Here is a 23,763-nt window from a genome sequence, read left to right on the forward strand (position 1 = left end):
AGAAGTTGCAGAAGTTGCAGAAGTTGCAGAAGTTGCAGAAGTTGCAGAAGTTGCAGAAGTTGCAGAAGTTGCAGAAGACCAGTTTATCGTCCCTATTACAACAACATTCGAGGAAAAAACTGACATAGGGCATGCACAGGACAATGTAGTTACCGATGCTTTTGTTTTCACGGGTATTGAGCTTTTAAGCATTGCTACAGATGATACATCGGCTGAACGAACCCAAGAGTCTGAGTCAGACTTCCTCGAAGTCCGTCCTGAGTCTAGTCTGCTTTTATCTAAGGCTGAAGCAGCGCTTCATTTCAATACGGAAATACAACCTACATTCGACAGCAACCTAAATGCAACTCAAATTGAAGAATCCAAACTCAGCTCTTTTAAACAAGACGCTGTAGAAGATGTCGTCTCAATCAATCCTATTAAACTAAGTATCAAACAAGATAAGGAACCTGAAAATCAGGTCGATATCGTACAAAAAGATTTAGATCTTCAACCTGAAGTATTAGCAGAAAATCATTTGATTCTCAGCAATCAGCCTCTTTTAAGTGATGGGCTATGTCCGCCTCAGGAAGAATTTATCATTGAGGCCGCTGCACCCATTCGATTTGACCTCAAGCCAAGTGCGTCTATTTCAACGCTTGCCATTCAGGATTTTATCCAAAGGCGATCGATCTTGGCTGAACCACCAGATACAGACATTTCATCTGAATTTCAACAGCAAGATCCACTTGAAAGCGAGGTGACAGCACCATGCCCTGTTTTGCAGGATAGCCATACAGAAAATTCAGAAGCATCAGCTACTGCTGCGCAACCCATACTGCCCACACAGATTCATTTGGGGCAATATCAAGCGAAATTGTGCACGCTGCATCAACCAAATTTAGATCCTAAGCTCTATGGCCTCGACATTTCAGGGCACACCGAGATCGGTCAAAATATCGATTTTCTGATCCACAGCGACCAACTCGATCACTGGTTGGACTCTCCCATCTATTTGGCAGAACAGACCCATCAACACGGAGGGTTTATTAAGTATTTGGCTCTATTTGGTGCTGACAGTCCTACGGAAGCCATTCGCCTGAGCCAACAATTTGCCCAGAGTGGTCAGCATCAACTCGCAGCCATTCGCGAAATTGAATGGGACCAGCTACAGGGTCACATGCATGATGTATTTTCGATTTTTCAGCTGTATACCCAACAGGCCAAACTGGTATGGCATATTGAAGACTATCATCCCTTTATTTTGGCCGATCTACTCAATAGCCGTAAATTCATCCAGTTTGAAGAAAGCTCTGCGGACGCAAATACGCCCATTTTAGTGTTAAAAGAACGACAAAAAATTCGAGTGATTCATGGTCAAAAGCGGGTTGAACTCTCACGTACCGAGATCGCGTATCCGTGCTTGGTCTTAGACCGACAGCACGGCGTCAGTTGGCAACTGATTCAAAATACGATTTCTACTTTGCCTGAACCTATCACTGTGTTTCAATTATTTGATTCTATTCAAAAACAACTGGGCAGCGAGTTGTAGAGTTTTGTATTTTCTACTTGTGTTCTTATGTGAAATTTACAACACTAAAACATCGAAGAACAATAAAGTACGAAAGCATGCTAAGAACTCAACATGTGGGATCCATCTCTTTATTTTTCTGCCTAAGTTTAGGTACATACGTCAACGTGGCTTGGGCGGAAAGCAATACCAACAGCACACAACATTTTGTGCCACCTCACGACGTGGCTGAAATTGACAAAATCGCATCGCCCCCCAAAGGTAGTGGACTTTTATATCAAATTCCACAGTGGATTGACTCACTTCCAACCGTTCTACCTGAAGAATCGGACGAGCTGATTGTGCCCACGACTGACCTCACTGAAGAACGCACGTGGGTCGACCGCCAGCAAAAAGAAGTTCGAAACTGGGCAGACCGAACAGCCGCCAAAATGGACAATTGGTTTGGTGAAACCGATCCTAAAAAACCAGCTACAGCCACCTTACGGGTCTTGGTTGATAACCGCTGGAATAAACATGATGAATACGATGTAAAACCGCGGATTAGGGGGCGGGTTAAACTTCCAACTTTAGAACATAAACTCAGTGTCGTATTTGGGGATGACTCATTAGATAATGAACTACAAAACAATGTTGCAATTACCAATGAAAATCCACCCAGTGCGAATAACGATAAAACATTTGACCGCCGCCAAACCCGTGATGCCAATAGCTCACTGGCTTTAAGATGGTCGCAATTATCAGATCGTCTGCCTTTTGAAACCGATTTCGACTTGGGTGTACGTTCAGGGGATGATATCTATGCGCGGATCGAGTTATCGAAAGAATGGAAACTCGACAATGATTTTCGTGCGTATGCTGAACAGATTTATCGTTATGGTATCGACAGTGAAAATTACTTACGTACCAACCTAGAGCTGACGCATGCGCGACCCAATCAACCCTTTTTATCCAATCAGTTCAGTCTGACCTATGCAGACGAACAAGATGATGATCTGCTCTGGGATAACTATAGCTTTAGACAACACCAATTCTTTCATGGCAATCGTTTTAACTACGGCATTTACACTGGCGGTTTCTACAACAACGACGACCTGCGTTTGAACCGTTGGGGGCCTTTTGTCTCGTGGCGTCAACCGTTCTTAAGGGAGTGGTTTTATATCCAAGGTGATTTAAATTATTTTAACGATCACCGTGAAGACCGCAGCCACTACGTCAGTGCCTTGGTCCGTTTTGAAGCTTTATTTTAATGGCATGGGGGATATTTAGCCTGAACTGTGGATAAGTTCTCACTTATCCACGGATATCCACATCAGCTTCTTTTCCGCCAATTTAATCGATGCATTTAACAGACATTAAGGCGCTTGACCCAATGGGTTGACATAAAAAAAGCCTATCTTAGCGATAGGCTTTTTTTAAGCACATATTAATTTATTGAAGCAATAAGCTGTTAATCCGTTTGATATATTCGGCAGGATCATCAGGTAAGCCGCCCTCAGCAATCACCGCTTGGTCAAAAATTACATTGGCCAAGTCATCAAACTGTGCCGAATTTTCTAATTTTCTCACCAATGGATGCTCTGGGTTAATTTCCAAAATTGGCTTGCTTTCAGGTACGGCCTGACCCGCTTGTTGCAGCATACGAATCAGTTGTGGAGAAAGTTCTCCCTCACCTGTCACCAAGCATGCAGGTGAATCGACCAAACGTGTGGTCACACGTACTTCTTTGGTCTTGGCTTTCAATGAATCAGACAATTTTTCAACCACAGGTTTAAACTGCTCTGCGGCTGCTTCAAGTGCTTTCTTCTCTTCGGCATCTTGTAAATCACCTAAGTCGACTGCACCTTTCGCCACGTTCTGCATTGGTGTGCCATCAAACTCATGCACAAATTCCATTGCCCATTCATCAACCCGGTCTACCATGAGTAAGACTTCAATGCCTTTTTTCTTAAACAGCTCAAGTTGTGGCGAGTTCTTCGCAGCATTGAGACTGTCTGCAGTCACATAGTAAATCGCTTTTTGCCCCTCAGGCATACGCGCTTTATAGTCCTGCAAAGAAGTGCTCACCGCATCATTGTTTGAAGTTGAGAAGCGTAAAAGTTTTAAAATACGCTCACGGTTACCAAAGTCTTCACCTAAACCTTCTTTCAACACTGAACCAAATTCACGGTAGAAGGTTTTGAACTTCTCTTGATCTTTTTCATCTTCCGATTTGGCTAAAGCATCCAGCATGGTCAATACACGGCGTGCATTCCCTTCACGAATGGTTTTCACATCACGGCTTTCTTGTAACAACTCACGACTAACGTTCAGTGGTAAATCGGCACTATCGACCACCCCTTGGACAAAGCGTAAATAGTTTGGAATCAAGTTATCCGCGTCATCCATAATGAAAACACGTTTTACATAGAGCTTAATCCCCGCTTTGGCTTCACGGGTAAAGATATTGGCAGCAGCTTTACTCGGTACATACAACAACTGCGTATATTCGGTACTGCCTTCAACCCGGTTATGCGCCCATGCCAGTGGGGCTGCAAAGTCATGGCTGAGATTCTTATAAAACTCGATATACTGCTCTTCAGTCACTTCATTTTTATTACGTGTCCACAGCGCGCTGGCTGAGTTAATCGCTTCCCACTCACCCGTTTTCACATACTGACCCGGTTTTGGCTCTTCACCTTCGACCGCTTCTTCTTGCTGCCAAACCTCTTTTTGCATCTCAATCGGCAGGCTAATGTGATCCGAGTATTTATTGATAATTTGCTTCACTTTATGCGACTGTAAATAGTCCAACGCATCTTCACGCAAATGTAAAATAATATCGGTACCGCGACTGTCTTTGTGGATCTGCTCGACTTCGAACTCACCCGTGCCCGCACTGACCCAACGTACCGCCTGATCAGCACCCATACCTGCACGGCGTGATTCTACGGTAATTTTGTCAGCCACAATAAAGCCCGAGTAGAAACCGACACCAAACTGACCAATCAGTTGTGCATCTGATTTTTGGTCACCTGTGAGCTTAGACATAAAGTCCTTGGTTCCAGACTTAGCAATCGTACCTAAGTGGTCAATTGCTTCTTGTTCAGTTAAACCAATCCCATTGTCTGAAATGGTCAGTGTTTGATTGACTTCATCAAAGCTGACGCGCACATGTAAGTCTGGGTCATTTTCATAATATTCAGGATGATTAATGCCTTCAAAACGCAGTTTATCGCAGGCATCGGATGCATTTGAGATCAATTCACGTAGGAAAATGTCAGGATTCGAATACAGTGAATGCGTCACTAAATGTAATAGCTGAGCCACTTCAGCTTGGAAACTATGTTTATGTGCGTTTTGCTCGCTCATCAATCGCTCCTTAATGTATTAAGTCTTATAGAGAATGCTTAATGAATTGGAGTGAGCGATACGTTTTTCAATAGCAATCGCAAGTTTTTTTGCTTTTTTTTAAAATGGGCCCTGACGGTAAATTCGATCTAAATTCAGCTCTAACTGCTGCTGGCGCATTTTATACACATCCATGAGGCAACTTTGTGAAGCACCACAACGGTCACGGAGACTCAACCATTTCACTTGCTCATCCTGAATCATGCCACGCGTCCCCATGGGAACAAGGCGTTTTAAAATGGTATAAGTGGTGGCCATTTTCACATCGGCGTCATTAATTTGGCGATACTCACAAATCGCATGTTCTGGCGTCGTTTTTGCTTTATCACAATTAAAACTTGCTGCTTGAGCATGCATGCTCCAAGCCAAAGCACAAACTAAACCAATTCCGAGCATAGATTTCATTTTTATCACTCTCTTATTTTGTTTCTATCCATTCTATAGACGATTTTCTTTTAATACTGAATCATCGTGATTTATTTCAGCTTTGACCACTATTCAACTTTAGTCTTTGCATAAAAAAACCCCATCATTGATGAGGTTCTTAAAAAGCTACTTTTGATTATTAAAATTTGTAGCTATAACCGAGGGTATAAATCACTGGATCGATATCTAATTTAAAGTTTTCAACCACAGTTTCAACTTTTGGGTTTAAGTCCGCATAACGAACATCGACAAACACACCCCAGTTTTTCGCATCAGCAGGTTGGTAATTAAAACCAAGTTGTGCAGCGTAGCCGTAGTCATCTTTGACTTTAACTTTAGTTCCTGAGAGTACACCTGAAGTTTCTTCATCCCATACAATAAAAGCTGTTGCACCGACACCAATATAAGGCGTGAAACCTGTTGAGTTTTTAAAGTTATATTTTGCAGTTAATGTTGGTGGTAAATGTTTAATTTTTACTGCTTCTGCACCATTAGTGAGTATATCGTGGCTAATTGGCGTTGCTAGCAGTAACTCTGCAGAAATATTGTCATTAAAGAAATATTCAACCGATGGCGTAAACGCGAGTTCGCTATCTGCTTCAACCGTTAATGTACCATTCGCAATTTTCGTGTCCTGCGTTGGTGCAACTGCAGATCCACCGACTTTGACTTGCCATTGACCTGCCATTGCAGCAGATGCAGAAAGACCCATTAATGTAATTAGAGCAATTTGCTTCAACATTTCAAATAACCTCTGTTTGTAAAATAATTAATATAAAAATTAACATTAACTCATCATAAACAAGAGTGTAATTAATATGCAATTATAATAATAATGTATTTTAAATACTATTTTTAAGCAATTGTTTTTAATTGATTTAAATATTAAATATACTATTTTAGTTGGTTTTAAATTAATAACGAAAAATCAAAATAAATATATTTTAATTCCAACCTTTTTAATCCGATTAACATTATAAACCCGATTATTTTAATCTGAATAAATAATAAAAAAGGCGATTTAAAATCGCCTTTTTATAATAATTGGAGGGTAAATTACAACACCATGGCCGCAATCCAACCGAAAATCATGAGCGGAATATTAAAGTGAATAAAGGTCGGGATCACACTGTCTTTCATGTGATCATGCTGACCATCCATATTTAAACCCGAAGTCGGTCCCAAAGTGGAGTCAGAAGCTGGAGAACCCGCATCACCAAGTGCCGCAGCCGTACCAATAATCGCAATGGTTGCCGCTGGACTGAAACCAAACTGGATACACAAAGGCACATAAATAATTGCTAAAATTGGAATGGTAGAGAACGAAGAACCAATGCCTAAAGTAATCAGTAAGCCAATCAATAGCATCCAAAATGCAGCGAGTCCTTGGCTAGAACCAATCCATTGCACTGATGCTTCTACCAATGCTGGCACTTGATTGGTCGCAGAAATAACAGATGCAAAACCTTGTGCTGCAATCATAATGAAACCAACTAATGCCATCATTCGCATACCGCTAATAATCACATCATCTGCTTCTTTCCATTTAAAAATGCCCGCACAGCTCAAAATCGCAACACCAACCAAACCAGCTAAAATCATGGAATCTGATGCAATTTGTACCCAAAGCGTTGCCACTACAGCAATAAGCGCCATAGATAACGTAAACTTTGAAATTTCGGGCTTAGACTTCTCACCCGTGATATCAAGTTCAGAAGAAATACTTTGCTGCACTGATTCCACATGCACTTCTTCATATACACGTTTCTTACGGTAACTAAAGAATACAGCAACCAATAAACCAACAAACATACCAGAAACAGGAATGGCCATTGCTGAAGGGATATCGGCATAATTGATTTTAAAGCCGTAGGGTTGCCCGAAAGTATTAATATTTTGACCTAAGATGTCATTCAGGAAAATCGCACCAAATCCAAATGGTACCAACATATATGTGGCAACCAAGCCAAAGGTTAGAACACAAGCAATTAGTCGACGGTCTAACTGAAGATGGTTAAACACACTTAATAAAGGAGGAATCAGGACTGGAATAAACGCAATATGCACAGGAATGACGTTTTGTGAACAAATGGCTGCTAACGCGACGGTTATAAAAATCAGATATTTAACCCGATTTTGTGCCTTTTCATTGCTCGAACCTTTCAATGTTTTAATAAGCTTATAGGCCAACAAGTCAGGTAAACCTGAGCGTGCCAAAGCCAAAGCAAATGCACCTAAGACCCCGTAAGCCAACGCAATTTTTGCGCCGCCCCCAAGCCCATTATTAAATGCTTCGAGGGTACCGTGTAGCCCTAAACCAGCCAATAAACCGCCTGTGACAGCACCAATAATTAATGCAAATACTACAGGCACACGAGCTAATGAAAGTCCAAACATGACCCCAATAGCGGCAAGAATTGCGAACATAGTGAAAAGAGTGACTTGGAAGAAAGGCGCATTTTATCAGAAAATAACCAAAAAATTCTGCCCTTACAGGTCGCTAGCGCCTTTCTCTTTCACAGATCATTTCAGCTGGCTTCAACACAACCCCAGTTTTGAACAAACCTTTTGATTTCTTTAGCAATTACCTCAGGCTGGCTCAAGATTGCCCAGTGGTTGGCATTTACATTCACCCGTTGAAAATCCTCGACCCACTTCGGCATTTCATCGATTAACGCTGGACTCACAAACTGATCTTGCTCCAACACAATCGCTTGTACGGGACAAATTGCAAAGCGTTCCCGAGGTTTCGTCAGACGTGGGATAAAGTTCGCGCGGTAGAGCGCAACCCCGTGCTTACCATCGGCAGCAATGTGATGATTCAGCGGTAAGTCTGAACGTCCTTCTAAACGCGATAAAACTTTGCCCCAATGCTCAGGACTAAAAAACTGCCATACGCTTGGTGCCAGAAAAGGCAACTGAAAGGCCGCAATGTACCAAGACTTCGTTAATTGCTTAAAAAATTGAGGCTTGTATTGTGTGAACTGTTCACGCATCCAAAATGCGGCATGGTCTAAGCATGGGCCTGAAATAGTGGTAAATGACAGCATACGCTCTCTAAATTTTGGCTCAGTCGCGGACTCCCATGACTGAATCGACCCCCAGTCATGCGCAACCAGATGAAAGCTACGCTGTGGGATCATACTATTCACCACACTTTCCAAATCTAGCGATAGCTGAGGCAAGGCATAGGCACGTGTACGACGCGGCACACTCGACATACCTGCGCCACGTACGTCATAAGTCACAATATAATAATCATGGATGAGGTATTGAATCACAGGCTCCCATACGTCCTGATTATCAGGATAGCCATGCACCAAGACTACGACAGGATTCTCCGATTTCCCCCATGTTTTGACATAAAGTCTTTGCTGATCAGTTGTCTGTACCCAATGACTTTGTAGCTCCATGTTCGGCTCCTTATTGTTATTGACTGTTTTTTATACTTTAGTGGCAAAACGATCAATGCCAATTAATTTGATCTTCTCTAGTATGGATAGAAGTTCATCAGATACCATTGACCGAAATGAGCATTTTAAAAAAACTTGTGACACAGCCGATTGTCGCGAAATACTTTCTCAATCATTTTGCCCCCTTTAAAGGTGCAGGGATTCAAATTGAAAAATTTGACCTTAAACACTACCACATTCGCGTCAAAATGCCCCTCACTCGACAAAACCGAAACATTGTCGGCGTACATTTTGGCGGGAGCTTATATGCAATGGTCGACCCGTTTTATATGACCCTACTGATGCACCACTTAGGCAATAAGTATATTGTCTGGGACAAAGCCGCCTCTATCCAATTTCTCAGCCCAGGGCGAAGTACAGTCTATGCAGACTTTCACCTCGATGCCCAAGAAATCGCGACTGTGAAACAACTGGCCGACAACTATGCCCCCGTACATCGTATTTATACCTTAAATATTTATGATGAAGCTGGCATTCGAATTGCAGCAGTGGAAAAGACTTTATATATCCGTCGTAAAAAACCTAAACCCGCACAGCTATAAAAAAAGCACTTCCATGAAGTGCTTTTTTTTGGAAATTTGAACTTAAAACATTATTTACGTTCTTCAATTGCAGCGCCTGCACCACCGCCGATGGCACCACCAATGGCTGCTCCGGTATTACCACCAAACACGCTTTTACCCACTGCTGAACCAATCGCACCGCCAACACCACTGTAGGTTGCACTACGGTTTGAGCCACCTTGAGCTTTACTGCCCACAGCTGCACCAGCACCACCACCAACGGCTGCACCTACACCGCCACCGAGGCTATTCCCCGCAGCACCACCTACTGCGCCGCCTAAAGCCGCTGTCCCAATACGTTGCTCAGAAGCGCTCATATTTTCACAACCTGCCAACAGCATCGTCGAAAGAGATGCCACTGCAATAATGCTCATATACTTTTTCATGAGATTTGTCCTTATTGGCTATTTCTTACAGCATAAAAGATCAGTATGAACTTAAAACTCGTAAAATGTTACGATTACAGCTGCTATTGCTGAAAATTTGTAAGCAAGAAGCCCTCCTTAGAGGGCTTTATACCGTATTCAACTCAAGCTTATTCAGGCTCTTTCACCACAACCACATCTTTGGTGGTGGTGCCATTTTCTTGGAGCACCGCACGCGTCACACTTTCTTTACTGTTTGGATCTTTCACTTGATCCAGTTTCAGCTCCTTACGTACAGGTTGCTGCCCTTTCTTAAACTCAATCCCTTGTGCATCAACTTGCTTACCTTCTGCAAGGACAACACCACCTTGACTCAAGGTCGATTTCACTTCAACTTTGGATGTCGGAACAATCACGCTACCCTTTTGCACAATCGGTGCCGACATTTTTTTATCTGAAAATTGGCTGGCATTTTCCTCGAGAACCACTTCACGTGCCACAATATCTTTACCGCCATTTTTCACTTCAAAAATAGTCGCTTCGGTCGTCCGCACTGGGTCTTGACCCGCGACACTGCGAATAATCTGTGTTTTGACAATCGGTACAACAGCCTTATCCTCCACGGTGATGGTATTCGGCATCGGTGCTGCCATCGTTTGGCTCACAAATGCGAAGATGCTTAAGCCCAATAGTTTTGATGTCAATTTCATGTGGAACCACCTCTATTTTTTAATCGTTAATGAAGTAAGGAGATTTGTGTACTTATATTTTTAATATAGGAAAAATGTGAAATTTATAAAAGATTAAATCCTCTTTTGTAACAAAAGGACAAAAAAAAGCCACTCGAAGGTGGCTAAATCAACGAAATGGTTTTTGTGAAATTTTGACTTTGATTGCATCTTTACCTGTTATAAAGTGCCCTAATCAATGATCCATAACCGATTTAAACGCATTTCATTTTTCTACATTGGATTTATATAAACTTTCTTTCACATTAACTCCAAAAGCTTAGGTTTTAAACCGCGCAGTGGTTTTACTGGCCATATCTTAATTTTTCTCTCATAAAATCATATGCCCCATAACCTGATATGAAGATTGCTAACTGACTAAATATCAATAAAAAACTAAAAAACAACTCACCGAAAATAATGCCCAGTTTATATTGATATAAATTCTGAAACAGGTAACCATTCCGACCTAATCCCACAGTCATATCGTGTTTAGAAAAATGCCATTGCATCATCGAAAAGCTAAAATAAATCAGCCCAATGAACAATATTCCTATAATTAAGCCATCCCAAAACTTAAATTGCGCAATGCGGGGAATATTTTCACGCTCTTCTTGCCAAATCATCCAGAATAAAACAGCAGCCCAGATTGTACTAAATACAGAAAAATAGGCAGTAAGCGCTACGGTATAAAAGGGAAATGGCCCAGAAATGCCCGTATTAATATTTAGTTCTTGTGTGATGAAGTGCCATACCGCATGTTGCCAGTGCATTTCAGGCTGTGGAGCCAAAAACATCATAAGCAAAGCTGGAAGGAACATAACTGTCAGTAAAACAATTACGATCTGTCTAATTTGAAACGCCATTTCTAATATGTATAGACTTAATTATCATCAGTATATAAAAAAGCCACCCGAAGGTGGCTTTTTAATGCATTTAAAGGGCTAATTACAGACCGTTAAACTCATCGCTAAATGCTTGGCTTAATGCTTGATCCACATCAGAGAAGTCATTTACAAGCTCATGCTCTGCAGCTTCAGCTTCTTGACGACGACGTTCTAAGTGATACGCAAGACCAGTACCTGCAGGAATCAAACGACCTACAACCACGTTCTCTTTCAAGCCACGTAAATCATCTTCTTTACCTGTTACAGCCGCTTCAGTTAACACACGTGTGGTTTCCTGGAACGATGCAGCAGAGATGAACGAGTCAGTAGAAAGCGATGCTTTCGTAATACCCATCAATTGACGTTCAAACTTCGCAGGGAACTTGTTTTGCGCAAGAACAGCTTGGTTCTCTTGCATCACACGGATGTAATCCACTTGTTCGCCTTTGATGAAGCTTGTATCACCGCCATCAGTGATATCAACTTTACGCAACATTTGACGTACGATGACTTCAATGTGCTTGTCGTTGATTTTTACACCTTGCAGACGGTATACGTCTTGAACTTCGTTCACGATGTAGTTGGTCAGCGCAACTTCGCCTTTCAAGCGTAAGATGTCATGTGGGTTCTGTGGACCATCAGAAACAGTCTCACCACGGTTCACATGTTCGCCTTCGAACACGTTCATGGTACGCCATTTTGGAATCAGTTCTTCGTAAATCTCAGAACCATCATCTGGAGTAATCACTAAACGGTTCTTACCTTTAGTCTCTTTACCAAAGCTTACAACACCTGAAATTTCAGCAAGAATCGCATGCTCTTTCGGTTTACGTGCTTCGAACAAGTCAGCTACACGCGGTAGACCACCGGTAATGTCACGCGTACGTGAAGTTTCTTGTGGTACACGACCAATAACGTCACCCACACCAATTGTTTCGCCATCACGGACAGAAAGAATCGTGTTTTGTGGTAGGAAGTAGAACTGCTCACCACCATCAGTCGTATCAAGAACAACCGCAGGACGTAAATCTTTACCAGACGCAGGACGTGCAGTCACAGGTAAGATTTCAATCGTCGTCATACCCGTTGCATCATCAGTTTTAGAGGTAACAGTTACGCCATCAGCGATTTGGCTGAAACGTACTTTACCTGCAACTTCTGTTACAAGTGGGTGTGTGTGCGGATCCCAAGTCGCCACAATACCGCCAGCTTCTACAGCTTCGCCATCTTTCAACAAGATAGACGCACCGTATGGCAGTTTATAACGCTCACGCTCACGACCTAAATCATCCGCAATACCGATTTCGCCTGAACGAGAAGTCGATACCAAGTGTCCTTTGGCATGTTGTACTGTTTTCACATTGTGGAAACGTACAGTACCTTTGTTACGTACTTGTACGCTGTTTGCAGCAGACGTTCGGCTTGCAGCACCACCTACGTGGAAGGTACGCATTGTTAACTGTGTACCCGGCTCACCAATCGATTGTGCAGCCATAACACCCACAGACTCACCAGGGTTCACCTGATGACCACGTGCAAGGTCACGACCATAACATTTCGCACATACGCCGAATGTAGATTCACACGCAACCACTGAACGTACTTTAACTTCATCGACACCTTGCTCTTCTAGGAAGTTTGCAAGTTTCTCATCAATCAAAGTGTTACGTGGCAGGATAATGTCATCAGAACCTGCTTTCTTCACATCTTCAGCAACAACACGGCCCAGTACTCGAGTACCTAAGTTCTCGATCACGTCACCGCCTTGAATGAACGGAGTCATTACAAGACCGCCCAAAGTACCACAGTCAGGCTCAGTAATAACCAAGTCTTGCGCTACGTCTACAAGACGACGTGTCAAGTAACCAGAGTTCGCTGTTTTCAGTGCTGTATCGGCCAAACCTTTACGTGCACCGTGTGTTGAAATGAAGTACTGAAGTACTGTCAAACCTTCACGGAAGTTCGCTTTAATTGGAGTTTCAATGATCGAACCATCTGGTTTCGCCATCAAACCACGCATACCCGCTAACTGACGAATCTGAGCTGCCGAACCACGGGCACCTGAGTCAGACATCATATAGATCGAGTTGAATGATTTTTGCTTCTCATCTTCACCCTGTTTGTTTTTAACAGTGGTAAAAGACAAGTTGTCCATCATCGCTTTCGCTACTTGGTCATTCGTACGTGCCCAAATATCGACAACTTTGTTATAACGTTCGCCAGCAGTTACGAAACCTTGTTCGAACTGTTGCTCAATTTCACGAACTTCAATTTCTGCTTTTTCAATAATTGAGTACTTCGCAGGTGGAATCACCATGTCTTCCATACCTACCGATACGCCTGAACGTGTCGCTTGACGGAAACCTAAGTACATCAATTGGTCCGCAAAGATCACGGTATCTTTAAGACCTAATTTACGGTAGCAAGAGTTAATCAATTTAGAGATGTTTTTCTTGGTCATCTCAACGTTGATTTGTTGGAAATCCATACCCTCTGGCACAACTTCCCAAAGTAAGCAGCGACCTGGTGTGGTATCCACAACAATAGTTTGCTGCTCACGGTTACCATTTTCATCAATCACAGTCTGGTGTACACGTGCTTTTACGCGAGCGTGTAAATTTACCTGACCTGTTGCAAGTGCACGGTTAACTTCGTGAGTATCTGCAAACACCATGCCTTCACCTTTGGCATTGATCGCATCACGAGTGATGTAATACAAGCCTAAGACAACGTCCTGAGACGGTACGATGATTGGCTCACCGTTCGCTGGAGACAAGATGTTGTTGGTCGACATCATTAACGCACGCGCTTCTAACTGCGCTTCAAGTGTTAATGGTACGTGTACCGCCATTTGGTCACCATCGAAGTCGGCGTTAAACGCAGCACAAACGAGTGGGTGAAGACGGATTGCTTTACCTTCAATCAGGATCGGTTCAAATGCTTGCAGACCCAAACGGTGAAGTGTAGGCGCACGGTTCAACATCACTGGGTGTTGACGAATCACGTGAGCAAGAACGTCCCAAACTTCTGGCGTTTCGCGCTCAACCATTTTCTTCGCAGCTTTAATGGTTGTTGCTTGGCCAGATGCTTGTAGTTTCGCGAAAATGAATGGCTTGAATAATTCAAGTGCCATTTTCTTCGGAAGACCACATTGGTGCAAACGTAAAGTAGGACCTACAGTAATGACCGAACGACCTGAATAGTCAACACGCTTACCAAGTAAGTTTTGACGGAAACGACCTTGTTTACCTTTGATCATGTCAGCCAAAGATTTAAGAGGACGCTTGTTCGAACCCGTGATTGCACGACCACGACGACCGTTGTCTAACAATGCATCTACAGACTCTTGTAACATACGTTTTTCATTACGTACGATAATATCTGGCGCTGCAAGGTCAAGAAGACGCTTCAAACGGTTGTTACGGTTGATCACACGACGGTAAAGGTCGTTCAAATCAGAAGTCGCGAAACGACCACCTTCAAGTGGTACTAACGGACGAAGATCTGGTGGAAGTACTGGAAGTACATTCATCACCATCCATTCTGGCTTGTTGTTTGACTCTTTAAACGCTTCCATCAACTTCAAACGCTTAGACGCTTTTTTAAGCTTAGTCTCAGACGTTGTGTTTGGAATTTCTTCACGTAAACGTGAAATTTCGTTTTCAAGATCGATGTCTTTTAACAAGTCTTGAACAGCTTCTGCACCCATTTTCGCAGTGAATTCATCACCGTGTTCTTCTAAAGCGTTGAAGTATTCTTCATCGTTTAAAAGTTGGTATTTCTCAAATGGAGTCATACCTGGGTCAGTTACTACGTAAGATTCGAAATACAATACACGTTCGATATCACGTAAAGTCATGTCTAATAATAGACCGATACGGCTCGGAAGTGATTTTAAGAACCAAATATGTGCAACTGGAGAAGCCAGCTCGATGTGACCCATACGCTCACGACGAACTTTCGCAGTTGTTACTTCAACGCCACATTTTTCACAAATGACGCCTTTGTATTTCATACGCTTGTATTTACCACACAAGCATTCGTAATCTTTGACTGGGCCAAAAATTTTGGCACAGAATAAACCATCACGTTCTGGTTTGAACGTACGATAGTTAATGGTTTCAGGCTTTTTAACTTCACCATGAGACCATGACTTAATCATTTCTGGTGACGCAAGACCAATACGGATGCGATCAAACTCAACTGGAGCATGACCATCTGAATCCGTCTTTTTGCGCATGATATCGAGCAAGTCTTTCAATTTTTTTCTCCGTGTGTTGTGGAGACTTTCACTACACAACTGGGTCACAAATATTGTTTTTTAACTGAGAAATCTCCCCGCTTACCTTTCGAGGAAGCCTCTCTTTGAACAAGAGAGGTTGGGGAGATTCAATGGAGAAACTTAGTCACCATTTTTCAGTTCAATGTTGATACCTAAAGAACGGATCTCTTTGGTCAATACGTTGAACGATTCAGGCATACCTGGGTCCATATAATGGTTACCATCTACAATGTTCTTATAGATACGGGTACGACCTTCAACGTCATCCGACTTAACAGTAAGCATTTCTTGAAGCGTGTAAGCTGCGCCATATGCTTCAAGCGCCCAGACTTCCATCTCACCGAAACGCTGACCACCGAATTGTGCTTTACCACCAAGCGGCTGTTGAGTTACTAATGAGTAAGAACCAGTAGAACGTGCGTGCATCTTGTCGTCTACCAAGTGGTTCAGTTTCAACATGTACATGTAACCTACAGTTACAGGACGGTCAAACTGTTCACCTGTACGACCATCATACAATACTGTTTGACCAGTACGTGAAATGTTCGCAAGCTCTAACAAGTCTTTAATTTGAGATTCTTCAGCACCATCGAATACTGGCGTTGCAAGAGGAACACCCGCACGCAAGTTACCCGAAAGCACCAAAATTTCATCATCAGTTAAGCTATCAAGATCTTCTTGCTCGCCACCAACTTTGTTATAAATCTTGTCTAAGAATCCACGAAGCTCAAGTACAGTACGTTGCGCTTTTAACATCTTGTCGATTTCTTCGCCAAGACCTTTCGCTGCCATACCTAAGTGAGTCTCTAGAATCTGACCCACGTTCATACGTGACGGTACACCCAGTGGGTTCAATACGATGTCGACTGGAACACCATTGGCATCGTGCGGCATGTCTTCAACAGGCAAGATGTTAGAAACAACACCCTTGTTACCGTGACGACCCGCCATCTTATCACCCGGTTGGATGCGACGTTTAACAGCCAAGTAAACCTTAACAACTTTCAATACACCTGTTGTTAATTCATCACCTGTAGAAAGTTTGCGTTTTTTCTCTGCAAACTTCTCATCAATTTCAAAGCTCTTCTCTTTCAAGAACACTTGAATTTGAGTTAAACGCTCTGCAATAGCTTCATCAGTCGGTTGGATTTCAAGTAAATCAACCAACTCTAAACCAGACAATACGTCTACAGAAAGCTTATCGCCACGCTTGGTTGTACCACCACCGTTAGACTCTTGACCTGTCAACAAACGAACAATACGTTCACGTGCTGCTTCTTCGAAGATTTTGTATTCTTCTTTCAAGTCTTTACGATATGAATCAAGCTGAGCTTTTTCAATTGCTTGCGCACGTTCGTCTTTCTCAAGACCGTCACGTGTAAACACTTGAACGTCAATCACTGTACCTTTGGTACCTGATGGAACACGTAAAGATGAGTCTTTTACGTCAGCTGCTTTTTCACCGAAGATTGCACGAAGCAATTTTTCTTCTGGTGTTAACTGCGTTTCACCTTTAGGCGTTACTTTACCTACAAGGATATCACCAGCAGTCACTTCAGCACCGATATATACGATACCTGATTCATCAAGCTTAGACAGTGCAGCTTCACCCACATTCGGGATATCCGCTGTGATCTCTTCCGCACCCAATTTCGTATCACGTGCAACACATGATAATTCTTGAATGTGAATCGAGGTTAAACGGTCTTCTTGAAGTACGCGCTCTGAAAGTAAGATCGAGTCTTCATAGTTGTAACCATTCCACGTCATGAACGCAACGCGCATGTTTTGACCTAGCGCAAGCTCACCACCATCTGTTGATGGACCATCAGCCAATACATCGCCACGACCCACTTTATCACCAAGTTTCACAAGAACTTTTTGGTTAATACAAGTGTTTTGGTTCGAACGTGTATATTTGATCAGGTTATAGATATCTACACCTGCCTCGCCTGCAACCATTTCATCTTCATTGACACGAATCACAACACGTGAAGCATCGACGAATTCGATACGACCACCACGACCCGCAATCACACACACACCAGAGTCATGCGCTACATTTGCTTCCATGCCTGTACCTACAAGCGGTTTGTCAGCAATCAATGTAGGCACAGCTTGACGCTGCATGTTTGAACCCATCAATGCACGGTTGGCGTCATCGTGTTCAAGGAATGGAATGAGTGATGCAGCAACAGAAACAACCTGCTGTGCAGAAACGTCCATATGCGTCACTTTTTCAGGCGGCATACGTACGAAATCACCTTGGTGACGTACAGAAACAAATTCTTCTGTTAAGTTACCGTCTTTATCTACGCCAGAATCGGCCTGTGCAATCACAGTACCTACTTCTTCAATTGCAGATAAATACTCAACTTCATCCGTTACACGACCATCAAGCACTTTACGGTATGGTGTTTCTAAGAAACCGAAATTGTTACATTTCGCATAAACAGAAAGCGAGTTGATCAAACCAATGTTTGGACCTTCCGGCGTTTCAATTGGACATACACGACCGTAGTGAGTTTGGTGTACGTCACGTACCTCAAAGCCCGCACGTTCACGTGTCAAACCACCGGGACCAAGCGCCGATACACGACGTTTGTGCGTAATCTCAGACAATGGGTTGTTTTGGTCCATGAACTGAGATAACTGGCTTGAACCAAAGAATTCTTTGATTGCAGCAGCCACTGGTTTCGCATTGATCAAATCTTGCGGAGACAAGTTATCTGTTTCAGCTTGGCTTAAACGTTCTTTAACAGCACGTTCTACACGAACTAGACCAACACGGAATTGGTTTTCAGTCATTTCGCCTACTGAACGCACGCGACGGTTACCCAAGTGATCGATATCGTCGACTTCACCTTTACCGTTACGGATTTCAACCAATGTTTTTAATACATCAGTGATATCTTCGTTCGACAAAATACCTTCAACTTCACGAGACTTCTGATCCGTACCCACTTCGTAAGGACGACCTAAACGACGGTTGAACTTCATACGACCCACTGGAGAGAGGTCATAACGTTCTGAAGAGAAGAACAAGTTATTGAATAAATTTTCAGCCGCTTCTTTCGTTGGTGGCTCGCCTGGACGCATTACTTTGTAGATTTCTACCAATGCTTCTTCACGACCTGTCGTGGTGTCTGCACGTAAAGTATCTGCAACGAATGAACCACGGTCGATGTCATTGGTGAATAGAATGTTAAATTGTTTAACACCCCCTTCAGCCAATTTCACCATCACTTCATGGCTTAACAAGGTATTAGCTGCAATCACATCACCATCTTTAAGTGGGATGTCTTCTGCAGTAATGCGCTCGTACAAGTACTCATCTGGCACAGAAAGTTTTTCTAGGCCAGCAGCTTCCATTTGACGCACATGACGCGCGTTGATACGCTTGCCTTGCTCAACAATGGTTTTGCCATCATTATCTACGATGTCAAATTGTGCCATTTCGCCACGTAAGCGTTCTGGAACAAGGTCAATCTGGTAGCTACCCATGTCTAGGTATACAGGCACTTTTTCATAGAACAAGTCTAAGATTTTCGCATTGTTATAACCCAAAGCACGAAGAACCACAGTCGCGAGTAATTTACGACGACGGTCAATACGCACAAATACAAGGTCTTTTGCGTCAAATTCGAAGTCTAACCATGAACCACGGTAAGGAATAATACGCGCAGAATAAAGCACTTTACCACTAGAGTGGGTTTTGCCTTTATCGTGGTCAAAGAACACGCCTGGTGAACGGTGTAATTGAGATACGATTACACGCTCAGTACCATTAATAACGAATGTACCGTTATCGGTCATGAGTGGCATTTCACCCATGTACACTTCTTGCTCGCGCACGTCTTTAATTGATTTAGTTTCGCGATCTTTTAAGATCAAACGAATTTTTACGCGCATTGGTGCTGCATAAGTTGAGCCACGAAGAATACATTCGCGTACATCAAACTCAGGCTTACCAAGACTATACTCAACAAATTCTAAAGCAGCATTGCCAGAATAACTTTCTATAGGAAAAACTGAACGAAACGCGGCTTGCAGACCGATATCTTCGCGGTTTTTTGGTGATTTGCCATCTTGTAAAAATGTTCTGTACGAGTCGACTTGAATCGCGAGCAAGTACGGAGCATCCATAACACTAGGCAATTTACCAAAATTCTTACGGATCCGTTTCTTTTCGGTATATGAGTATGCCATCTGGAGTCCTCGGAAAGTAAACCGAGCCCGCCTGCAGAACGGGCTCAGAAGGAATTACGCAGGCCGATATGGCCACCACTTTTTACAAATGCTGCAATTTTCAGTGGTATTGAAACGCTTACCAATATTTTTAAATTTGAAAAATATTGGTAAACGTTTGATTCTTTTCTTTATTTTAATTTGATGGATTTTCCACCAAGCAAACAAAAATCGAGCCGATTATTGTAACGCAAAAAGGCTGATGACCCAAGAGCCATCAGCCAATTTTTGGGGTGAAATTAATATTCCCCCCCTGGTAACATTACTTAATAGTAATAGTAGCACCAGTTTCTTCAAGTTTTTTCTTAAGTTCTTCAGCTTCTTCTTTAGAAACTGCTTCTTTAAGAACTGAAGGAGCACCTTCAACCATGTCTTTAGCTTCTTTCAAGCCAAGACCAGTGATTTCACGAACTGCTTTAATTACAGCTACTTTGTTCGCGCCGAAAGAAGTCAACTCAACGTTGAATTCTGATTGCTCTTCAGCAGCAGCAGCAGCAGGACCTGCAGCTACAGCTACAGCAGCAGCAGATACGTTGAATTTTTCTTCGAAAGCAGAAATAAGTTCAACAAGTTCAAGAACAGTTTTTTCAGCAACTGCGTTTAAGATTTCTTCGTTTGTTAAAGCCATGAGAGTAACTCCAAATGGGTATTGAATGATGTGTGTTTAAGTTTGAGCTTATGCAGCTTCTGACTCGTTTTTCTCTTGAAGCGCTGTAAGTAAGCGACCCAATTTCGAAATAGGAGCTTGAAGAACGCTTGCAAGCATAGTAAGCGCTTTCTCTTGGTTTGGAAGATTCGCGATAACGCTAACTTCTTCGCCTTGATAAAGTTTGCCTTCAAATGCAGCAGCTTTAAGTTCAAATGCTTTGTTAGTTTTCGCAAATTCTTCGAATAAGCGTGCCGCAGCACCCATATCATCTGCAGAAGTTGAGAAAGCTAAAATTGTTGGGCCAACAAGGTTGTCGTTCAAGATATTGAATGGAGTATCTTGAAGAGCACGTTTAGCCAAAGTATTACGTACAACACGTGTAGCAACACCTAACTTACGAGCTTCAACACGAAGAGCAGTTAATTGCTCAACAGTTAAACCTTGGTAGTCAGCAACAACAGCAGCAAACGCAGTAGAAGCAACTTCAGTTACTTCAGCAACGATCTGTTTTTTGCCTTCGATAAGAAGAGCCATTGTAAAACCTCCTAACGGTGATTTATGTACTTACGCGAAGTACACTCCCAATTCGCAAGTTCATCACTGAACTTACACGCGGAGGATGAACAAATCACACCACCGCGTCTACTCAGGCTGGGAAATTAAGAAAGTAATCGAAATTACTCTCGCCTGAGGTCTTTGACGCTGATAAATCTACATTTACCAATTCAAAGTTTGCCTAAGTTTGCAAAATACGACAGAGCGTTTCTTGCGTAAAAATCAAAGCAGCGCTTTGATTTTTACTCAGGGCTTTAAAATTCTGTCTAAGTAAAACTTAGTTAGAAACGTTGCTTACATCAACAACAAGACCAGGACCCATAGTTGAGCTCAAAGTGATCTTTTTGATGTATACACCTTTAGATGTCGCAGGCTTTAACTTTTTCAAGTCTGCAATCAAAGTTTCAACGTTTTGACGAACAGCTTCAGCAGAGAAATCTACTTGACCGATCGCAGCGTGGATAATACCCGCTTTGTCTACACGGTAACGTGCTTGACCAGCTTTTGCATTTTTAACTGCACCAGCTACGTCAGGAGTTACAGTACCCACTTTAGGGTTTGGCATTAAGCCACGTGGACCAAGAATCGTACCCAACTTACCCACAACGCGCATTGCATCAGGAGCAGCAATTACTACGTCAAAGTCAAGGTTACCCGCTTGAATGCTTTCAGCAAGGTCATCAAAACCAACGATGTCTGCGCCTTCAGCTTTAGCAGCTTCAGCAGCAGCGCCTTGAGCAAACACAGCTACACGTACAGTTTTACCAGTACCTGCAGGAAGTGTAGTCGCGCCACGAACAACTTGGTCAGATTTACGAGGGTCAACACCTAGGTTTACCGCAACATCCAAAGATTCTTTGAATTTCGCAGCAGGAAGACCAGCAAGAACAGCTACTGCTTCTTCTAAAGTGTAAACTTTGTTTGCTTCAATAGCAGCAGCAATGGCTTTTTGACGTTTAGTTAACTTTGCCATGTCTTATAGCTCCACTTCCAAGCCCATAGAACGTGCAGAACCAGCGATGGTACGAACACGTGCGTCTAAATCAGCACCAGTTAAATCTGGTTCTTTAGTAGTCGCGATTTCTTCCAATTGAGCACGAGTCAACTTACCAACTTTAGTTTTGTTAGGTACAGCAGAACCCTTTTGGATACCAGCAGCTTTCTTAAGAAGAATAGATGCAGGAGGAGTTTTCATGATGAATGTGAACGACTTGTCGTTGTACACAGTGATCACGACTGGAATTGGTAAACCAACTTCAAGTTTTTGTGTCGCAGCATTGAATTCTTTACAGAATGCCATGATGTTAACACCACGTTGACCCAATGCAGGACCAATCGGTGGAGATGGATTCGCTTTACCAGCTGGAACTTGCAGCTTGATATAGCCGTCAATCTTCTTAGCCATTTCAAATTACCTCTGGGTACAAACGCCGATGAAGGCTCCCCAATTTCTAAGTAACGATACCGTTACAACAACAATGCCTGACTTATAAATAAGCCAGGCGTTTTTCAACCACTTCGAATTAAACTGATTTTTCGACTTGGCGAAATTCCAGCTCAACCTGAGTTGGTCGATTAAATACATTAATGGTCAACGTTAAACGTGACTTTTCGTATAGAACTTCTTCCACCACACCTTTAAAGTCTGTGAATGGACCGTCAATTACGAGTAATTCTTCGCCTGGTTCAAACATCGTCTTCGGACGTGGTGCTTCACCAGTATTGCGTACACGAGCAAGAATCGCATCTGCTTCACGTTGGGTAATTGGCGCCGGTTTCTCAGCCGTACCACCAATAAAACCTAAAACTTTTGGACATTCTTTAACAATGTGCCAAGTTTCATCATTCATTTCCATTTCGACCAATACATAGCCTGGAAAGAACTTACGTTCAGATTTACGTTTCTTACCATCCTTCATTTCTACCACTTCTTCGGTAGGAACAAGGACTTCACCAAAGCTATCGGCTACAGCGCTACGCTGGATTCGATCATTAAGTGAACGCATCACTTGTTTTTCATAACCTGAATAGGCATGAATAATGTACCAACGTTTCATAGCTCTCTTACCCGATAATAAACTTCATTAACCAGCCCAAAATGTAGTCAAAACACCATAATAAAATGGATGCAACAACTACAACCGCAAGCACCTGCCAAGATGTGGTCATGGTCTCTTGCTTCGTTGGCCAAGTCACTCGACGCAGCTCAATTCGTGAGTCTTTCAACAAACGAGCAAAGCCTTTGCCTTGATGGGTGGCGTATAATAAACCGAATGCCACGATGATACAAGCCAAAATTACCCCAACGCGCACCCAGATATCGTTGGCTGGTGCCCAATACGCTGGTAGGTGTTGATTCACCATGGTCGCACCAATTAATAAAATCAATGCGATAATCCATAAGACGACGTCTAGGGGAGAACCAGATTTAACTACTTCAGCAGAATTATTTCTTTGAGGGATTGCCGCGTCGCTTTGTGCGTCGCGTAATTTTTCATTCGACATTTTTGTACTCGTCGTAGGTTTCGCGACTTATTATATGACCAGTTTTGCCGACATCAAGCGTCTTTTATAAAAAAGTTGGCAGGCCAGGAGGGACTCGAACCCCCAACATTCGGTTTTGGAGACCGACGCTCTACCAATTGAACTACTGACCTGCAAAACAAATTGGAGCCAAAACCCCAATT

19 protein-coding genes and 1 tRNA gene are annotated in these 23,763 nt (G+C 42.7%); 3 read left to right on the plus strand and 17 right to left on the minus strand.

What is annotated here, in order from left to right; genetic code table 11:
* Both F986_RS05165 and F986_RS05170 read left to right on the plus strand, forming a co-directional pair.
* A partial coding sequence (locus tag F986_RS05165) for a hypothetical protein (RefSeq protein WP_004692751.1) occupies window positions 1–1,531 on the plus strand: 1,531 nt, incomplete at its 5' end.
* Window positions 1,532–1,608: 77 nt separating this feature from the next.
* Complete coding sequence (locus F986_RS05170; RefSeq protein WP_004692752.1) at window positions 1,609–2,760, plus strand: hypothetical protein; 1,152 nt, start codon at window positions 1,609–1,611, stop codon at window positions 2,758–2,760.
* 181 nt (window positions 2,761–2,941) lie between these two features.
* Here F986_RS05170 and htpG read toward each other — a convergent pair whose 3' ends face one another.
* The 5 genes from htpG to F986_RS05195 all read right to left on the minus strand — a co-directional run bounded on the left by htpG (window position 2,942) and on the right by F986_RS05195 (window position 8,739).
* Window positions 2,942–4,861 (minus strand): molecular chaperone HtpG, encoded by a 1,920-nt coding sequence (htpG, locus tag F986_RS05175; RefSeq protein WP_004692753.1) that lies wholly within the window; start codon window positions 4,859–4,861, stop codon window positions 2,942–2,944.
* Between the two features lie 99 nt (window positions 4,862–4,960).
* On the minus strand, window positions 4,961–5,305 hold the full coding sequence (locus F986_RS05180) for a lysozyme inhibitor LprI family protein (RefSeq protein ID WP_004692754.1): 345 nt from the start codon (window positions 5,303–5,305) through the stop codon (window positions 4,961–4,963).
* Between the two features lie 160 nt (window positions 5,306–5,465).
* The gene (locus tag F986_RS05185) at window positions 5,466–6,068 is read right to left on the minus strand and encodes an OmpW/AlkL family protein (protein WP_004692756.1); all 603 of its coding nucleotides are present in this window, start codon (window positions 6,066–6,068) and stop codon (window positions 5,466–5,468) included.
* A gap of 314 nt (window positions 6,069–6,382) precedes the next feature.
* Window positions 6,383–7,753 (minus strand): Na+/H+ antiporter family protein, encoded by a 1,371-nt coding sequence (locus tag F986_RS05190; protein WP_004692757.1) that lies wholly within the window; start codon window positions 7,751–7,753, stop codon window positions 6,383–6,385.
* A 101-nt stretch (window positions 7,754–7,854) separates the two neighbouring features.
* Window positions 7,855–8,739 (minus strand): alpha/beta fold hydrolase, encoded by an 885-nt coding sequence (locus F986_RS05195; protein WP_004692759.1) that lies wholly within the window; start codon window positions 8,737–8,739, stop codon window positions 7,855–7,857.
* A 116-nt stretch (window positions 8,740–8,855) separates the two neighbouring features.
* On the opposite strand from F986_RS05195, the gene F986_RS05200 reads away from it, so the two are divergent.
* Window positions 8,856–9,341, plus strand: a complete 486-nt coding sequence (locus tag F986_RS05200) for a DUF4442 domain-containing protein (protein ID WP_004692760.1) — start codon at window positions 8,856–8,858, stop codon at window positions 9,339–9,341.
* A gap of 50 nt (window positions 9,342–9,391) precedes the next feature.
* Here F986_RS05200 and F986_RS05205 read toward each other — a convergent pair whose 3' ends face one another.
* The 12 genes from F986_RS05205 to F986_RS05260 form a co-directional block, all read right to left on the minus strand.
* Complete coding sequence (locus F986_RS05205; protein WP_004692761.1) at window positions 9,392–9,748, minus strand: hypothetical protein; 357 nt, start codon at window positions 9,746–9,748, stop codon at window positions 9,392–9,394.
* A 149-nt stretch (window positions 9,749–9,897) separates the two neighbouring features.
* Window positions 9,898–10,437 carry a hypothetical protein gene (locus tag F986_RS05210; protein WP_004692762.1) on the minus strand — a complete coding sequence of 180 codons (540 nt, stop codon included), beginning with the start codon at window positions 10,435–10,437 and terminating at the stop codon, window positions 9,898–9,900.
* Between the two features lie 323 nt (window positions 10,438–10,760).
* Complete coding sequence (locus tag F986_RS05215) at window positions 10,761–11,321, minus strand: hypothetical protein (RefSeq protein ID WP_004692763.1); 561 nt, start codon at window positions 11,319–11,321, stop codon at window positions 10,761–10,763.
* An 82-nt stretch (window positions 11,322–11,403) separates the two neighbouring features.
* Window positions 11,404–15,603, minus strand: a complete 4,200-nt coding sequence (gene rpoC / locus F986_RS05220; RefSeq protein ID WP_004692765.1) for a DNA-directed RNA polymerase subunit beta' — start codon at window positions 15,601–15,603, stop codon at window positions 11,404–11,406.
* Window positions 15,604–15,744: 141 nt separating this feature from the next.
* Entirely contained in the window at window positions 15,745–19,833 is a 4,089-nt protein-coding gene (gene rpoB / locus F986_RS05225; RefSeq protein WP_004692766.1) for a DNA-directed RNA polymerase subunit beta, read from the minus strand.
* Between the two features lie 301 nt (window positions 19,834–20,134).
* The gene (gene rplL / locus F986_RS05230) at window positions 20,135–20,500 is read right to left on the minus strand and encodes a 50S ribosomal protein L7/L12 (protein WP_004692767.1); all 366 of its coding nucleotides are present in this window, start codon (window positions 20,498–20,500) and stop codon (window positions 20,135–20,137) included.
* Window positions 20,501–20,548: 48 nt separating this feature from the next.
* Window positions 20,549–21,055: a 50S ribosomal protein L10 gene (rplJ, locus tag F986_RS05235; protein WP_004692769.1), complete on the minus strand. Its 507-nt coding sequence runs from the start codon at window positions 21,053–21,055 to the stop codon at window positions 20,549–20,551.
* A 298-nt stretch (window positions 21,056–21,353) separates the two neighbouring features.
* Complete coding sequence (gene rplA, locus F986_RS05240) at window positions 21,354–22,049, minus strand: 50S ribosomal protein L1 (protein WP_004692770.1); 696 nt, start codon at window positions 22,047–22,049, stop codon at window positions 21,354–21,356.
* A 3-nt stretch (window positions 22,050–22,052) separates the two neighbouring features.
* Window positions 22,053–22,481 carry a 50S ribosomal protein L11 gene (rplK, locus tag F986_RS05245; RefSeq protein WP_004668262.1) on the minus strand — a complete coding sequence of 143 codons (429 nt, stop codon included), beginning with the start codon at window positions 22,479–22,481 and terminating at the stop codon, window positions 22,053–22,055.
* A 118-nt stretch (window positions 22,482–22,599) separates the two neighbouring features.
* On the minus strand, window positions 22,600–23,133 hold the full coding sequence (gene nusG / locus F986_RS05250; protein WP_004692772.1) for a transcription termination/antitermination protein NusG: 534 nt from the start codon (window positions 23,131–23,133) through the stop codon (window positions 22,600–22,602).
* Between the two features lie 7 nt (window positions 23,134–23,140).
* Entirely contained in the window at window positions 23,141–23,581 is a 441-nt protein-coding gene (gene secE, locus F986_RS05255) for a preprotein translocase subunit SecE (RefSeq protein WP_004692774.1), read from the minus strand.
* A gap of 76 nt (window positions 23,582–23,657) precedes the next feature.
* Window positions 23,658–23,733, minus strand: a tRNA-Trp gene (locus F986_RS05260).
* Window positions 23,734–23,763 lie beyond the last annotated feature (30 nt).

Source organism: Acinetobacter johnsonii CIP 64.6, assembly GCF_000368045.1.
Lineage (GTDB): Bacteria > Pseudomonadota > Gammaproteobacteria > Pseudomonadales > Moraxellaceae > Acinetobacter > Acinetobacter johnsonii.